Genomic DNA, 13,922 nt, shown 5'->3' on the forward strand with positions numbered 1-13,922 from the left:
GCCCCTGCGCTCCGAAACCGGCAATCGCCGGTTTTCAGAACCGCTAAAACAAAAAAGGCGCCAGACTGTTAAATCTGGCGCCTTTCGAAATATGGGGTGGACGATGGGGATCGAACCCACGACAACGGGAGTCACAATCCCGTGCTCTACCAACTGAGCTACGCCCACCATATTGCGTAACAAAAAAGCCAAACAACTTCTTTGTTGAAACCTCACCAGCCCGAAGACATGAATGAAGCTTTAATTGGTGCGGATGAAGAGACTCGAACTCTTACGCCTCGCGGCGCTGGAACCTAAATCCAGTGTGTCTACCAATTCCACCACATCCGCAGGTGAAGCTTTAAAGCAAAGGCGCCAGACTGTTACATCTGGCGCCTTTCGAAATATGGGGTGGACGATGGGGATCGAACCCACGACAACGGGAGTCACAATCCCGTGCTCTACCAACTGAGCTACGCCCACCATATCGCGTTACTTGTGCCAAAGCTGCCTAATGGCGCACCCGGCAGGACTCGAACCTGCGACCATCCGCTTAGAAGGCGGATGCTCTATCCAGCTGAGCTACGGGCGCCTTGTTAATCTGTACTCTTAAAGGACTACAAACTAAGTGCTTTCCAGTGTCGCAGAACCTTGATTCCGCTTCACCTTCTTAACCAGTGCTAGGCTGTGCCCGACAAGTGCGACGAATAGTATAGAGCGCTCCGAAGGTCGTCAAATCCTTTTTGAAAAAAATTCATTTAATTAAAGGAGTTAGAGGAATTTGCTGACCAAGCGCCTTTGCCCTCACCGCTCGACATGCGAGAATGCGTTCTCTTTTTTTCCCCTCTCGATGGTTAATCACGCGCAATGACTGCACAACTAATCGACGGCAAATCGATCGCCGCCAGCCTGCGCCAGCAGATCGCCCAACGAGTTGCCGAGCGTCGCCAGCAAGGCCTGCGCACTCCCGGCCTCGCGGTGATCCTGGTCGGCAGCGATCCTGCCTCTCAGGTTTATGTCTCGCACAAGCGTAAAGACTGTGAAGAGGTTGGCTTCCTCTCTCAAGCCTACGACCTGCCCTCTGACACCACGCAAGACGCGTTGACCGATCTGATCGATCGCCTCAACGACGACCCTGCAATCGACGGCATCCTGCTTCAATTGCCGCTGCCCGAGCATCTGGATGCCTCCAAACTTCTGGAGCGCATCCGTCCGGACAAAGACGTCGACGGTTTCCATCCTTATAACGTCGGTCGTCTGGCCCAACGCATTCCGCTGCTGCGCCCATGCACCCCTAAAGGCATCATGACGCTGCTGGAAAGCACTGGCGCTGATCTTTACGGCATGGACGCAGTGGTGGTCGGCGCTTCCAACATCGTCGGTCGCCCGATGGCCATGGAACTGCTGCTGGCCGGTTGCACCGTGACCGTGACCCACCGCTTCACCAAGGATCTGGCCGGCCACGTCGGTCGTGCCGATCTGGTGGTGGTGGCCGCCGGCAAGCCGGGCCTGGTCAAAGGCGAGTGGATCAAGGAAGGCGCGATCGTGATCGACGTCGGCATCAACCGTCAGGACGACGGCAAACTGGTCGGTGACGTTGTCTACGAAACCGCCCTGCCCCGCGCCGGCTGGATCACGCCGGTACCGGGCGGCGTCGGTCCGATGACCCGCGCCTGCCTGCTGGAAAACACCCTCTATGCGGCAGAAACCCTGCACGCCTGATCGGTACTCTCAGCGCCAAGAAGAAACCCGCCTTGTGCGGGTTTTTTCATGCCTGAGAAAAAACTGTAACCGTTCGCCGGAAACCCCTATTTTTACAGGCCTTTTCACGAGATTTTCAGGTCACTCAAACAACCATCGACAGATCTTCAGCCATACTCCTAGAATGCGACGCTTTGAAGAAATAACCCGTTACAAACTAACGGAATATCCAACTTTTATGAGTTCGCCCGCGTGAAAATTCGTCTTTCGATTCTGAGCCTGTTTTTTGCTTTTACAGGCACATTCATCACGCCAACGATCAACGCTGCGGAGACCACCGCTGCCCCCCGTGACGCTTCGAGCCTGAAGATCGCCTCCGGCAGCGCCCTGCTCATGGATATGCAGACCAATAAAGTCATCTACTCCAGCAACCCTGACGTGATCGTGCCGATCGCTTCTGTCAGCAAGTTGATGACCGGACTTATTGTGGTTGAAGCCCGGCAGAACATGGACGAATGGATCAATGTCGATATCAGCAACACACCGGAAATGCGCGGTGTGTTCTCCCGAGTCAAACTCAAGAGTGAACTGCCGCGTCGCGAGATGCTGCTGATCGCCTTGATGTCTTCGGAGAACCGCGCAGCCGCCAGCCTCGCGCACCACTATCCGGGAGGCTACGCCGCCTTTATCGCGGCGATGAACGCCAAGGCCAAGGCACTGGGCATGACCAGCACGCACTTCGTCGAGCCGACAGGCCTGTCGGAGCGTAACGTTTCCACCGCCCGCGACCTGAGCAAGCTGCTGGTGGCCGCGCACAAGTACCCGCTCCTCAGCGAACTGACCACCACCAAGGAAAAAACCGTGTCGTTCCGTAAACCCAATTACACCCTGGGTTTCCGTAATACCGATCACTTGGTCAATAAAGCCGACTGGGACATCAAGATCACTAAAACCGGCTTCACTAACCCCGCCGGGCATTGCCTGGTGCTGGTGACGAAAATGGGCAATCGCCCGGTCGCTTTGGTGATTCTCGACGCATTCGGCAAGTACACCCATTTTGCCGATGCCAGCCGCATCCGCAGCTGGGTGGAAACCGGCCGAAGCGCCAACGTTCCAGCGGTGGCTCAGCAATACAAGGCGCAAAAAAACCTCAAATCGCGCCAGAGCGGCGTGGTTGAAGCGTCCAAGTAACTCATCGCAGAAGAAAAAGCCCCGAACCTTCGGGGCTTTTTTTCATCTGCGAATCAGTCATTGGGCAGCGGCATCTTGTCGTCATCGGGAATGCCATCGCCTGCACTCGGATCGCGCGAAGGCTCGGGGGTCAGCACATTAGGCCGGGCCATTGGGTCGCGCAGCGGGCTGTCCGGGTCCAGCACCGGATCAATCTCCGGCTCTGGCGTAGTAGGCACGCTGTCCGGTTTATGGTCATCGAAGCTTGAATCGGTACTCATACGCACCTCCCATCAAGGTTTCAGATTAGCCAGTGGATCATAGGGTTTAGCGGGCTTCTTAGCGTCCTCGCCCGGCTCAACATCGAGGGGCGCCTTGGCGGGACCGACAGGATCGACTTGCGGATCATCGAGGTCGGGCGAGTCCGGATCAAACCCCAGATCATCCCCCGAAGAATGCTCGGACGAGTGCGGGCCTTTCGGTGCTTGGGAATTGGTCATGTCTCCTCCTGATTCACCCGCAGAACACGGGCTCTATTCGTAGGAGGCTTGCCGGGCGCAGTCGTGCCCGGCAAATGACGAACGGAAACTCAGTGGACTGCCAGCGCCTTCCTCGCCTGCGCCGCTTCGTTTTCCTGACCGGCCTGTGCCAGTTCATCGGCCGCTTTGAACCAGCGCTGACGGTCGACGGCAGCAGGTATCTGCGACGGCTTCTGAATCAGCACGGCCCAGCCGCCGGATTTCTCCAGTGCCGACTCGAAGGCACTGAAACTCATCAGTTCGCGACGGTTCATCCCGGCACGCAGCAAGACCTTCTGCTTGTTGCGATCGTAGCCGGACAGGATGGCGTAACGCGGCTCGGCCCAAAATGCCGAACCCTCGCTGAACCGGACCATCACCGGATAACCCGCCGCCACCTGGGTCAACAGCGCGGGCAGGTTGCTGTCCAGCGGATAAACCACCATGCCGTATTCACGGGCCAGGTTCTGCAGGTTCTGCTGCAATTTGTCTTCGGCACCCGGCAGATGCAGGGGTTTTTCCAGCAAGCCCGGGGTGATCACGATGCCCTGCTGCGACAACAGGCTGGCCAGCACTTGCGGGCCGCTCTGATTGGCCTCGCCGCGATAGAACGTGCCGCTGAGTTCGACTCGCTCCGGCAGACGCTTGACCTCGGGCGCGACACTGCCTGCACATCCGCCCAACACGGCCGCACAACCCGCCACCAGCAACGCCGCACGAATTCGAGAAAATACCTGCACCATCATCACTCACTGTTCAGACGCCGGTCATCGTGTTCCGGCAACGCCTGTGATCATAGGGCCGTGCCCGGCTGCGGTATAGCCTTAAACGGCAGACTCATCGATTGCATAGAGCAAACTGATTGGTCGCAATCGACCTTTGGTCAATAGTCTGAAACACCCCATTGTCTAGACTGTCACTGAAACAGAGCGAATTGAAAAAGTGTGCGCCCGATGCAGGGCAAAGAGGAGGCACTGATGAGCCTGACCATGACCATTGTGATGTTGATTGCCGGCTGGCTGGCCGTGGCCGCTGCCATGTTGTGGGGCGTGCTGCGGATTTCGCGGCGCCACCATCATTATCCGGTTCAGCCTGCTGCGGTTGAGAAGACCGAGAAGCACAGCCCGCGTCACGCAGCTGCGCACTGAGGCCAAACTTTAAAAGCAAAAGCCCCTCACCCTAGCCCTCTCCCAGAGGGAGAGGGGACTGACCGAGTCGCTATTGAGAAGTACATCGACCTGAGATATCGAGCCGAACTCAGGTTTAAAAACCACGCAGATCGGCTCCCTTTCCCCCTCTCCCTTGGGAGAGGGCTGGGGTGAGGGGCTGGTTCTATCCCGCACTGCAAATCTTGATTCAAAAAAACCGCCTGTTCTCTAAGAGTTCAGGCGGTTTTTTGTACTTTCAGCAGTTACGCCTGCTCAGCCAGCTTCTTCTGCCTCGCCCGACGAGACATCATGTTCAGCACTTCAATCGCTGCCGAGAACGCCATCGCCGCATACACATAACCTTTCGGTACATGGGCGCCGAAGCCTTCGGCGATCAGGGTCATACCGATCATGATCAGGAAGCCCAGAGCCAGCATCACCACCGTCGGGTTGTCGTTGATGAACTTGGCCAGCGGCTCAGCAGCAAACAACATCACCAGTACCGACACCACCACCGCGATGATCATGATCGGCAAGTGTTCAGTCATGCCGACCGCAGTAATGATGCTGTCGATCGAGAACACCATGTCGAGCATCAGGATCTGACCAATGGCGGCGGCAAAACCCAAGGTAACCGTGGAGGTCGCCGACTTCGGATCTTCCGGGGCCGGGTCCATGCTGTGATGGATCTCGGTCGTGGCCTTCCAGACCAGGAACAGACCACCGGCAATCAGGATCATGTCTTTCCAGGAGAAAGCCTGACCCAGGATCTCGATCACCGGCGCGGTCAGCTGCACGATGAAGGCGATGGTACTCAACAGCGCCAGACGCAGGATCAACGCCATGCCGATACCGATGCGGCGTGCCTTCTGCTGGTACTGCTTGGGCAATTTGTTGGTCAGGATCGAGATAAAGATCAGGTTATCGATGCCGAGCACGATTTCCATCACCACCAATGTGGCCAAAGCAACCCAGGCGGTGGGGCTGGCGGCGAGCTGTAACAGATATTCCATGGGTCAGTCCTGACTCTGTGTAAGACGAATTAGATGGTCTTGGAGGAAGATTCGGATTGTTCCGCGTCTTTTTCCGGTGTTTCTTTTTTCTCGATCAAGCCGCCGGTGGCATCGCTCAGCGCTTGTTCAGCGGCTTTATGCGTATCGTCGATCGCTTGCTTGGCGCTTTCGGCAGCCTTGCCCATCAATTGCTGGGCGCTTTTCTCGGCCTGATCGCAACCGGCCAGAAGCAGTAAAGACGTAAACATCAATGCTGGGATTGTGTATTTCATAAGGTTTCCTTCGAATGAACAGACAGGCTCACAGACCAGCCGTCGATGGCTGGGCATTCTAGGGAGATGAACACTTCAGGAAAATTCGTATTTTTAGCGGCTATACTTCGGTTTTCACGAAGTGTAGACCGTCATGCTCAATTACCGACAACTGCATTACTTCTGGGTCGTAGCCAAGACCGGCAGCATCGTGCGCGCCTGCGAGCAGCTTAACCTGACCCCACAAACCATCAGCGGGCAGATTTCCCTGCTCGAACAGACTTACGGCATCGAGTTGTTCAGACGGGTCGGCCGGCAACTCGAATTGACCGAAGCCGGGCGACAAGCCCTGCCCTACGCCGAGCAAATGTTTCAACTGGGCGGCGAACTGGAACTGATGCTGCGCGCACAACCCAACGAACAGCAGATCCTGTTCCGCGTAGGAGTCGCCGACGTGGTACCAAAATCCATCGTTTATCGCCTGATTGCGCCGACCATGGAGCTGAACGAGCCGCTGCGCATCACCTGCCGCGAAGACAAACTCGAGCGCTTGCTGGCCGATCTGGCCATCCAGCGCCTGGATCTGGTGATTTCCGACAGCCCGATGCCCTCGCACCTCGACATCAAGGGCTACAGCCAGAAACTCGGCGAATGCGGGATCAGCTTCTTCGCCACTCCTGAACTCGCAGCCAGATATGGTCAGGATTTTCCGCAAAGCCTGCATGGCGCACCGCTGTTGATTCCCGGCGCGGAAACCGTGGTGCGCAGCCGCTTGCAGCGCTGGTTTGCCGAGCAGCAGATCCAGCCGCAAATCGTCGGCGAGTTTGATGACAGTGCGTTGATGCAGGCGTTCGGCCAATCCGGCAGCGGGATTTTTATCGGCCCGAGCGTGATTGCCGATGAAGTGAAGCGCCAGTACGGCGTCGAGCTGATTGGCCAGACTGACGCGGTGACCGAGTCGTTCTATGCCATTTCAGTGGAGCGCAAGGTCAAGCACCCCGGCATCGTTGCGATTACCGAAGGTGCCCGACGCGAGTTGTTTACCGCGTTATGAGGCCTCGGCGCAGATTTCGCGCGGTTTGAGCGTCATCAGCACCATGGCGAGGAACACCGACAGCAAAATGAACCCGGCGGCGGCAAAGCCGAGGAAACCCAGACCCGCGCTGTCGATGACCCGGCCACCGACAATAGCGCCCAGGCCGATCCCCAGATTGGCCCCAGCAATGTTCAACGAAGCGGCGAAAGCCGGCGCTTCTGGCGCGGCCTTCATCAGGCGCACATGGCTGACCAGGAACAACGCAGCCTGGGTCACGCCCCAGATCCCCATCGCCACCGCCAGCCCCAGCGGCGAATGAATGTTCGGCACCAGCGAGACCATGCCGGCAATCATGAACGCGGAGAACAACACCGACGCCCCCAACGGATGACGATCTACCGCGCGACCACCCAGCGAGTTACCAATCAGCCCGACCGCACCGAAGGCCATCAGGCACCAACCGACCACGGTACCGTTGAACCCGGCGAGGCGCTCAAGAATGTCGGCCAGATACGTGTAAGCGGTAAACATGCCGCTGAACACCAGAATCGAAAGCACGATGTGGCCGATCATCAACGGGCTGCGCAGGATCTTGAACTGCGAGCGGAAGCTGACCTGATGCTGGTGAAGACTGGTTTTCGGCAAGTAGACAAACAGCAGCAAAGCCTTGGCAAAGGCGATCACCGCCAGAATGCCAAAGGCACTGCGCCAGCCGAACGCGTCGGAAATCAGAGTGCCAACCGGAATGCCGAACACCGTGGCGCAAACAATCCCGAAACCGATCTTGGCAATCGCCCGACCGGCGAAATCCGGGCCGACGATGTCCACTGCCGTCTCACTGGCCAAGGCCCAAAACACCGGCAGACCGAGCGCCGGAATCAATCGGGCAATCGCCATTACCCAGATATTCGGCGCCAGCGCGGCCACGGTATTGGCCAGGCCAAACATGATCAGGATGCTGATAAACAGCTTGCGCCGTTCGAAGCGGGCAAAATACGCGGTCAGGAAAGGCCCGAACATCGCCACCGTGAAGGCGAACAAAGTCACCAGCAACCCGGCCTGCGGGATGGTGACGGCGAGGTCTCGGGCAATCGCCGGCAACAGGCCGACGATGACGAATTCCGTGGTCAGCACCGTGAAACCGGCAGCGGACAACAGAAGAATGGGCAACAGCATGCGCAACTCCAGCAAAACGACGACACCAGCGTTGACCCGGAGGCCCGCTGGCAGAGTTTGAAAATAAGGATGCGCAATCTTAACAGAGTGTGTCCGGGCTGACTTGCACAAACCTGCCGACTTTGTTGCCTGATCCGGTGGCAGATCGTCACATGCCTGAAGGATAAGGCCTACGCTGTGATAAAGTCCGCGCCCTGAAAAACGTACAGCCTGTTCAACGACCGGTTTATTGGCGTTGATGTCGCGTCAACACTTTCGGTTCGTGGCGGTGGTCTGCCCCTGTTCTGCCATCGCTTTACGCAACCTTGCACCCTATAAAAAATCAGAGATGCCGCTATGACCGCTTCATCCCCTTCTCTATTGCAGCGCTTGAAGAACCTGAGCCTGGTCGCCCAGATCCTGATCGGCCTGATTGCCGGTATCGCTCTGGCGTTGTTCGCCCCGCAAGTGGCAAAAGACACCGCGTTCATTGGCAAAGTGTTCGTGTCGGCGTTGAAAGCCGTCGCGCCGATTCTGGTGTTCGTGCTGGTAATGGCCTCGATTGCCAACCACATGCACGGCCAGGAAACCCACATCCGCCCGATTCTGTTCCTCTATTTGCTGGGCACCTTCGCCGCGGCAGTGGTGGCCGTCATCGCCAGCATGGCGTTCCCGTCGCACTTGGTGCTGTCCACCGAGAACGTTGCGGTCACTGCACCGGGCGGCATTGGTGAAGTGCTGCAAAGTCTGTTGCTGAGCGTGGTCGACAATCCGGTCAAGGCGCTGATCGAGGCCAACTTCATTGGCATTCTGGCCTGGGCGATTGGCATGGGCGTCGCGATTCGCCATGCCGGTGACACCACGCGCGAAGTGCTGGGGGATCTGTCCAACGGCGTGACCTTGATCGTGCGTGTGGTGATTCGCTTCGCGCCGTTGGGTATTTTCGGTCTGGTGGCTTCGACGCTGGCTACGTCCGGCTTCGGCGCGCTGATCGGTTACGCGCACCTGCTGGCCGTGCTGCTCGGCTGCATGCTGTTCGTCGCGCTGGTGATGAACCCGCTGATCGTGTTCTGGAAACTGCGTCGCAACCCATATCCACTGACCCTCAAGTGCCTGCGTGAAAGTGGTATCACTGCATTTTTCACCCGCAGTTCGGCGGCGAACATTCCGGTCAATCTGGAGTTGAGTAAGCGTCTGGGCCTGCATGAAGACACCTATTCGGTGTCGATCCCGCTGGGCGCGACCATCAATATGGCCGGCGCGGCGATCACCATTACTGTGTTGACGCTGGCGGCCGTGCATACATTGGGTATTGCCGTGGATATTCCGACGGCGATTCTGCTCAGCGTTGTCGCCGCCATTTGCGCGTGTGGCGCTTCGGGTGTGGCCGGTGGTTCATTGCTGTTGATTCCGTTGGCGTGCAGCCTGTTTGGCATTCCGAGTGAGATTGCCATGCAGGTGGTGGCGGTCGGTTTCATTATTGGCGTGTTGCAGGATTCGGCGGAGACGGCGCTGAACTCGTCGACTGACGTGTTGTTTACCGCTGCGGCGTGTTTGGGTGAAGAAGCGAAAGCCCAACGTACTGCGTAACCGCCTTACCCTGTGGGAGCGAGCCTGCTCGCGAAGGGGTGGGTCAGTCGACATCGATGTCGCCTGACACACTGCATTCGCGAGCAGGCTCGCTCCCACAATGGATACAAAAAGCCCGCCGAGGTGTGAACCTGGCGGGCTTTTTTGTGGCTGAGATCTTTTCCCCCCTCACCCCAACCCTCTCCCCCCAAGGGGGACGAGGGGGAAAGGGAGCTGATTTGTGTGCTGTTCAAAACCTGAGTTCGACTTGATATTTCACGTCGGCGTATCCCGAACAAACAACGCGGCCAGTCCCCTCTCCCTCTGGGAGAGGGCTAGGGTAAGGGCTTCTGACGGTTTAGAACGCGCCCATGTAATCACGCTTGCCCACTTCAACCCCGTTATGACGCAGCAGCGCATAAGTCGTGGTGACGTGGAAGAAGAACTGCGGCAGACCGTAAGTCAGCAGGTACGACTGACCGCTGAAGCGCTTCTCTTTCGGCGTGCCCGGACGGGTAACGATTTCGATGCCTTCCTTGCCATCGATCTGCTCTGGCTTGATCTCGCCGATAAAGGCCAGAACCTTGGCGATCAGCGCTTGCAGCTCGGAGAACGTGGTTTCTGTGTCGTCGTATTTCGGCAGTTCAACTTCAGCCAGACGCGCCGAAACACCTTTGGCGAAGTCGACGGCGATCTGCACCTGACGGGTCAGCGGGAACATGTCCGGGTACAGACGGGCCTGCAGGAAAGCGTTCGGGTCGATGTTTTTCTCGGTGGCGTGGGCTTCAGCCTTTTTCAGCACATCACTCAAAGCGTTGAGCATTTGTTGAAAAACCGGGACGGATGCGGCGTACAGGGAAATGGTCATGGCAGTCTCGTGTAGTGGCTGGGTGGAACAAGGAGGCGATTATAGCCATGCTTGATGACCACACGGCTTGCCTTTTGTTTGGCAAGGATTAGGCTAGGCGCCTTCGACTGCAGAGGGAACGCGCGATGACCACAGAGACAGAAACCACCTTCGACGAGCCACGGCTCAACGCCACGGACATCCGCATTCTCGGTTCGCTGATCGAGAAACAGGCGACCAGCCCGGAAACCTATCCGCTGACCCTCAATGCGCTGGTGTTGGCCTGCAATCAGAAAACCAGCCGCGAACCGGTGATGAACCTGACCCAGGGTCAGGTCGGGCAGAGTTTGCGTGCGCTGGAAGGTCGCGGTTTCGCCAAACTGGTGATGGGCAGTCGTGCTGACCGCTGGGAGCACAAGGTCGACAAGGCGCTGGAGCTGGTGCCGGCGCAGGTGATTCTCAGTGGATTGATGTTTCTGCGCGGCCCGCAAACCGTCAATGAACTGCTGACCCGCAGCGGACGCATGCATGATTTCGAAGATGCCGAGCAAGTGGTGCATCAGCTTGAGCGCTTGATTGCGCGGGGGTTGGCGGTGTTGATTCCGCGCCAGGCCGGGCAGCGTGAAGATCGTTATACCCATGCGCTGGGTGATCCGGCGGATATCGAGGCAGTTATGGCGGCGCGGCAGAATCCGCAGGAGCGCGGTGCCAGCAATGGCGTTTCGGTTGAGCGCATCGAAGAGCTGGAGGCGCGGATTGCGGCGTTGGAAGAACGCCTGGCCCGCCTCGAATAACCACCACAAATACATTGTGGGAGCGAGCTCGCTCGCGAATGCGGTGTGTCATTCAACGATGATGTAACTGACACGGCCTATTCGCGAGCAAGCTCGCTCCCACAGGGGTTATTCATCAGGTTTCAGAATCTGGGGTTATTCACCATCCCAGTAGTCAACACCATCTGCCTGCCGCGCCACTGCAACGAAGCCTGAGGCATTGCCCTCAGCATCCACCTGAAAATTATCCATCACCGCGTATTTGTTCGAATCCGGGTACTCACAAATTTCCGGCTGCTGTTGAGTACTTACGGCCAGATATCGCAATTCGCCCGAGCTGGTATTGATGATCTGATGCGCCTTCTCCGGTCCGCCCGGCGGGCAGGCGATCACGTCACCTTCGCGAATCGGAAAACGCTCGGCACCGAGGCGCACCTCACCCTCCCCGGCTACCACATAAAACATCTCTTCATTGACCCGATGACTGTGAAACGGACTGCCGCGCATGCCCGGTGGCAACGCGTACAGGCGATAACCGAGTTTCTGCGAACCCAGTTGCTGGCCAATCCGCGCCATGCGCTGCTGATAGCGTCCGGCGGTTTCGCCTTCCGGAGCCAGGGCTTCGGGCAGGGGTTCGAGTTCGACCTGATGCAGGTTGAGGATGGGTGGGTGCATGGGGGGCCTCGGTCACGGTTTTTGTGGTGGGCAAGTCTGTGCTTGCTGGGGAGGCAGTATAGGCAATCGAAGTTTGAAACCGAGTCGCGGCCTTCGCGAGCAAGCTCGCTCCCACAGGGGAACGCATTCTAATGTGGGAGCGAGCTTGCTCGCGAAGAGGCCCGCCAGATCAACACAAAACCAAAGAATCAGCTCCGGGCAAACGCCACCGCCGCCGCAAATTGCTCTTCAGTCGGGCGCACGCCGGTGTACAGGACAAACTGCTCCAGCGCCTGAATCGCAATCACCTCAAGCCCGGTAATCACCTTTTTGCCTTCGGCCCGTGCGCACACGATCAGCGGCGTCTCCGACGGAATCGCGACCACATCAAATACCGTCTCAGCCGCAGCAATAACTTGAGGCTCGAACGCCAACTGCCCCGCCTCCGGCCCGCTATCCATACCCACCGGCGTCACATTGATCAGCATCTGCGGCCGCTCATCGCCCAATTCAGCCTGCCAGCGATAGCCCAGCGAATCCGCCAGTGCACGCCCGGCGCGCTCGTTGCGGGCGACGATCAAACCGTTTTTGTAACCACCATCACGCAGGGCACTGGCCACCGCTTTGGCCATGCCGCCGCTGCCTCGCAGGGCGAAGGTCGAGTCCTTGGGCACCGCGTGGGTTTCCAGCAACTGCGCGACAGCGATGTAATCGGTGTTGTAAGCCTTGAGATGGCCGGCGGTGTTGACGATGGTGTTGATCGACTGGATCGCCGCCGCGGACGCATCCAGCTCGTCGACCAGCGCGATGCACGCTTCCTTGAACGGCATCGACACGCCGCAACCACGGATGCCCAAGGCGCGAATACCGCCGACCGCGCCGGTCAGGTCTTTACTGCTGAATGCTTTGTAGTAGAAATTCAGGCCCAGTTGTTCATACAAATGGTTATGAAAACGCAGACCGAAATTGCCTGGGCGCCCTGACAGGGACATGCACAGTTGGGTGTCTTTGTTCGGGTTCATCTGCATGAAACTTCTCCTTCAAACGCACTTTCGGATAGACGGGATTAGCCAGCCTATCGGGTTCTGAACGATCATTGAGGCCTGTTTTAAAGGTGTCTTTTGGCCCTTGCCTGGCCCGGTAAAGAAGCCGGTACAGACCTTACACAAAATTTACCCAACGGCTGTGCTGATTTTCAGAATTTCGCTGTCTTAGAAGTATCCCCGCGACAACTGTGGGCCTGGTGCAGGCCCTGCCGCCGGGTCGAAGAACCGAGGACTTATCATGATTCGTAAACTCCCCATTCTGGCCTTGTTGATTGGCGCACTCGCTGTCACAGGTCAGGCAGAAGCCGGTGGTGGCCACGGCTGGCAAGGCCCTGCGGTGTTTGGCGCGATCGTCGGCTCGGCCATCATCGGCTCGGCACTGATCAACCAGGATCGGCCGGTGTATGTGCAACAACAGCCGGTTTATGTTCAGCCGCAACCGGTCTACGTGCAGCAGCCGCCACCACCGGTCTACTACCAGCCGGCACCGGTGTATGTGCAGCAACCGGTGTACATTCAACAGGCCCCCGTCTACTACGGTCCGCCTCGCGGTTATTACGGTCGGCCACATGGCTACTACGGCGGTCCGCGCTGGTAACCGAAACACAAGGCCCCGCTTTTATAGCGGGGCTTTTTTATGACCGTTGGTCGGCGAGCGTCTGAAAAAATCTCGCCAAGGTCGCTGTGAGGACAGTTTCACCGGCTAAAGTCGGCATGATTGATTGACCGTTATGTACATTTGCACAAAACGGTCACTTTTTTGTCATGACGGAGCTGCAATCTGAATCCGTCCGTAAACAACAGGTTGATAACAACAAGGACGACTGTATGCCAACACAAAACCCGCACCGCATCGTCGGCCTGTGCACCTCCAGCAAGGTGTACAGCGCGCTGACCGAACTCAAGCACCTGGAAGGCCATCGCTGCGCGAAATTTCTCTCGCTGCTGGCAGAAAACCTGGTGCACAAGGGTTTGCTCAATGAGCGCGAAGTCATGCACATGCTCGATCAAGTGGTCGACTGAGCCAGCCCTCAACGGCGTCAATGACCACTATCGAAAGCG

General features: G+C 57.8%; 17 protein-coding genes and 4 tRNA genes. 8 read left to right on the forward strand and 13 right to left on the reverse strand.

The genetic code is table 11. The features are described from left to right. Window positions 1–92 precede the first annotated feature (92 nt). The 4 genes from ACRRSD_RS05020 to ACRRSD_RS05035 form a co-directional block, all read right to left on the reverse strand. Window positions 93–168 (reverse strand) — tRNA-His (locus tag ACRRSD_RS05020). A 77-nt stretch (window positions 169–245) separates the two neighbouring features. Continuing rightward, window positions 246–330 (reverse strand) — tRNA-Leu (locus tag ACRRSD_RS05025). Between the two features lie 56 nt (window positions 331–386). Next, window positions 387–462: transfer RNA gene (locus tag ACRRSD_RS05030), tRNA-His, on the reverse strand. A 32-nt stretch (window positions 463–494) separates the two neighbouring features. Beyond that, window positions 495–571, reverse strand: a tRNA-Arg gene (locus tag ACRRSD_RS05035). A 275-nt stretch (window positions 572–846) separates the two neighbouring features. On the opposite strand from ACRRSD_RS05035, the gene folD reads away from it, so the two are divergent. Beyond that, entirely contained in the window at window positions 847–1,701 is an 855-nt protein-coding gene (folD, locus tag ACRRSD_RS05040; RefSeq protein ID WP_038362797.1) for a bifunctional methylenetetrahydrofolate dehydrogenase/methenyltetrahydrofolate cyclohydrolase FolD, read from the forward strand. Between the two features lie 231 nt (window positions 1,702–1,932). Continuing rightward, a complete protein-coding gene (pbpG, locus tag ACRRSD_RS05045; RefSeq protein ID WP_435037347.1) occupies window positions 1,933–2,871 on the forward strand; it encodes a D-alanyl-D-alanine endopeptidase in 939 nt (312 codons plus the stop codon). Between the two features lie 53 nt (window positions 2,872–2,924). Here the strand turns inward: pbpG and ACRRSD_RS05050 are convergent, their stop codons facing one another. The 3 genes from ACRRSD_RS05050 to ACRRSD_RS05060 form a co-directional block, all read right to left on the reverse strand. After that, window positions 2,925–3,131 (reverse strand): hypothetical protein, encoded by a 207-nt coding sequence (locus tag ACRRSD_RS05050; RefSeq protein ID WP_435037348.1) that lies wholly within the window; start codon window positions 3,129–3,131, stop codon window positions 2,925–2,927. Between the two features lie 12 nt (window positions 3,132–3,143). Continuing rightward, window positions 3,144–3,350, reverse strand: a complete 207-nt coding sequence (locus ACRRSD_RS05055) for a DUF6021 family protein (RefSeq protein ID WP_122597353.1) — start codon at window positions 3,348–3,350, stop codon at window positions 3,144–3,146. An 89-nt stretch (window positions 3,351–3,439) separates the two neighbouring features. After that, window positions 3,440–4,111 (reverse strand): peptidase C39 family protein, encoded by a 672-nt coding sequence (locus ACRRSD_RS05060; protein ID WP_435037349.1) that lies wholly within the window; start codon window positions 4,109–4,111, stop codon window positions 3,440–3,442. 234 nt (window positions 4,112–4,345) lie between these two features. Here ACRRSD_RS05060 and ACRRSD_RS05065 point away from each other — a divergent pair, with 234 nt between their 5' ends. Beyond that, complete coding sequence (locus tag ACRRSD_RS05065) at window positions 4,346–4,516, forward strand: hypothetical protein (RefSeq protein ID WP_435037350.1); 171 nt, start codon at window positions 4,346–4,348, stop codon at window positions 4,514–4,516. Between the two features lie 263 nt (window positions 4,517–4,779). On the opposite strand, the gene ACRRSD_RS05070 is transcribed toward ACRRSD_RS05065, so the two are convergent. Next, window positions 4,780–5,529 (reverse strand): TerC family protein, encoded by a 750-nt coding sequence (locus ACRRSD_RS05070; RefSeq protein WP_007917342.1) that lies wholly within the window; start codon window positions 5,527–5,529, stop codon window positions 4,780–4,782. A 29-nt stretch (window positions 5,530–5,558) separates the two neighbouring features. Beyond that, window positions 5,559–5,801 carry a hypothetical protein gene (locus tag ACRRSD_RS05075; RefSeq protein WP_122597351.1) on the reverse strand — a complete coding sequence of 81 codons (243 nt, stop codon included), beginning with the start codon at window positions 5,799–5,801 and terminating at the stop codon, window positions 5,559–5,561. 133 nt (window positions 5,802–5,934) lie between these two features. On the opposite strand from ACRRSD_RS05075, the gene nhaR reads away from it, so the two are divergent. Continuing rightward, window positions 5,935–6,834 carry a transcriptional activator NhaR gene (nhaR, locus tag ACRRSD_RS05080; protein ID WP_435037351.1) on the forward strand — a complete coding sequence of 300 codons (900 nt, stop codon included), beginning with the start codon at window positions 5,935–5,937 and terminating at the stop codon, window positions 6,832–6,834. Here nhaR and ACRRSD_RS05085 read toward each other — a convergent pair. Continuing rightward, a complete protein-coding gene (locus ACRRSD_RS05085; RefSeq protein ID WP_435037352.1) occupies window positions 6,829–7,992 on the reverse strand; it encodes an MFS transporter in 1,164 nt (387 codons plus the stop codon). The genes nhaR and ACRRSD_RS05085 overlap by 6 nt on opposite strands. A gap of 336 nt (window positions 7,993–8,328) precedes the next feature. Here ACRRSD_RS05085 and sstT point away from each other — a divergent pair, with 336 nt between their 5' ends. Next, entirely contained in the window at window positions 8,329–9,561 is a 1,233-nt protein-coding gene (gene sstT, locus ACRRSD_RS05090; RefSeq protein WP_435037354.1) for a serine/threonine transporter SstT, read from the forward strand. 337 nt (window positions 9,562–9,898) lie between these two features. On the opposite strand, the gene ACRRSD_RS05095 is transcribed toward sstT, so the two are convergent. Beyond that, window positions 9,899–10,408, reverse strand: a complete 510-nt coding sequence (locus ACRRSD_RS05095) for a DUF1993 domain-containing protein (RefSeq protein WP_435037355.1) — start codon at window positions 10,406–10,408, stop codon at window positions 9,899–9,901. A 125-nt stretch (window positions 10,409–10,533) separates the two neighbouring features. On the opposite strand from ACRRSD_RS05095, the gene ACRRSD_RS05100 reads away from it, so the two are divergent. Continuing rightward, window positions 10,534–11,181: a YceH family protein gene (locus ACRRSD_RS05100; protein WP_435037356.1), complete on the forward strand. Its 648-nt coding sequence runs from the start codon at window positions 10,534–10,536 to the stop codon at window positions 11,179–11,181. Window positions 11,182–11,316: 135 nt separating this feature from the next. Here ACRRSD_RS05100 and ACRRSD_RS05105 read toward each other — a convergent pair whose 3' ends face one another. Next, entirely contained in the window at window positions 11,317–11,835 is a 519-nt protein-coding gene (locus ACRRSD_RS05105) for a cupin domain-containing protein (protein WP_368968038.1), read from the reverse strand. Between the two features lie 188 nt (window positions 11,836–12,023). Further along, window positions 12,024–12,842 carry a shikimate 5-dehydrogenase gene (locus tag ACRRSD_RS05110; RefSeq protein ID WP_435037357.1) on the reverse strand — a complete coding sequence of 273 codons (819 nt, stop codon included), beginning with the start codon at window positions 12,840–12,842 and terminating at the stop codon, window positions 12,024–12,026. A 256-nt stretch (window positions 12,843–13,098) separates the two neighbouring features. Here ACRRSD_RS05110 and ACRRSD_RS05115 point away from each other — a divergent pair, with 256 nt between their 5' ends. Together ACRRSD_RS05115 and ACRRSD_RS05120 are read left to right on the forward strand one after the other, a co-directional pair. Next, window positions 13,099–13,458, forward strand: a complete 360-nt coding sequence (locus tag ACRRSD_RS05115; protein WP_007917357.1) for a hypothetical protein — start codon at window positions 13,099–13,101, stop codon at window positions 13,456–13,458. A gap of 230 nt (window positions 13,459–13,688) precedes the next feature. Continuing rightward, window positions 13,689–13,883, forward strand: a complete 195-nt coding sequence (locus tag ACRRSD_RS05120) for a hypothetical protein (RefSeq protein ID WP_016984641.1) — start codon at window positions 13,689–13,691, stop codon at window positions 13,881–13,883. Window positions 13,884–13,922 lie beyond the last annotated feature (39 nt).

It is taken from the genome of Pseudomonas neuropathica (genome assembly GCF_051174785.1).
Classification (GTDB): domain Bacteria; phylum Pseudomonadota; class Gammaproteobacteria; order Pseudomonadales; family Pseudomonadaceae; genus Aquipseudomonas; species Aquipseudomonas neuropathica_A.

Coding starts and splice junctions, on each gene's coding strand:
- ACRRSD_RS05075 (WP_122597351.1), bottom strand. CDS start 5,801: ATGAAATACACAATCCCAGCATTGATGTTTACGTCTTTACTGCTTCTG.
- ACRRSD_RS05100 (WP_435037356.1), top strand. CDS start 10,534: ATGACCACAGAGACAGAAACCACCTTCGACGAGCCACGGCTCAACGCC.
- ACRRSD_RS05105 (WP_368968038.1), bottom strand. CDS start 11,835: ATGCACCCACCCATCCTCAACCTGCATCAGGTCGAACTCGAACCCCTG.
- ACRRSD_RS05120 (WP_016984641.1), top strand. CDS start 13,689: ATGCCAACACAAAACCCGCACCGCATCGTCGGCCTGTGCACCTCCAGC.
- ACRRSD_RS05085 (WP_435037352.1), bottom strand. CDS start 7,992: ATGCTGTTGCCCATTCTTCTGTTGTCCGCTGCCGGTTTCACGGTGCTG.
- ACRRSD_RS05055 (WP_122597353.1), bottom strand. CDS start 3,350: ATGACCAATTCCCAAGCACCGAAAGGCCCGCACTCGTCCGAGCATTCT.
- ACRRSD_RS05095 (WP_435037355.1), bottom strand. CDS start 10,408: ATGACCATTTCCCTGTACGCCGCATCCGTCCCGGTTTTTCAACAAATG.
- ACRRSD_RS05110 (WP_435037357.1), bottom strand. CDS start 12,842: ATGCAGATGAACCCGAACAAAGACACCCAACTGTGCATGTCCCTGTCA.
- sstT (WP_435037354.1), top strand. CDS start 8,329: ATGACCGCTTCATCCCCTTCTCTATTGCAGCGCTTGAAGAACCTGAGC.
- nhaR (WP_435037351.1), top strand. CDS start 5,935: ATGCTCAATTACCGACAACTGCATTACTTCTGGGTCGTAGCCAAGACC.
- ACRRSD_RS05070 (WP_007917342.1), bottom strand. CDS start 5,529: ATGGAATATCTGTTACAGCTCGCCGCCAGCCCCACCGCCTGGGTTGCT.
- ACRRSD_RS05050 (WP_435037348.1), bottom strand. CDS start 3,131: ATGAGTACCGATTCAAGCTTCGATGACCATAAACCGGACAGCGTGCCT.
- folD (WP_038362797.1), top strand. CDS start 847: ATGACTGCACAACTAATCGACGGCAAATCGATCGCCGCCAGCCTGCGC.
- ACRRSD_RS05060 (WP_435037349.1), bottom strand. CDS start 4,111: ATGGTGCAGGTATTTTCTCGAATTCGTGCGGCGTTGCTGGTGGCGGGT.
- ACRRSD_RS05065 (WP_435037350.1), top strand. CDS start 4,346: ATGAGCCTGACCATGACCATTGTGATGTTGATTGCCGGCTGGCTGGCC.
- ACRRSD_RS05115 (WP_007917357.1), top strand. CDS start 13,099: ATGATTCGTAAACTCCCCATTCTGGCCTTGTTGATTGGCGCACTCGCT.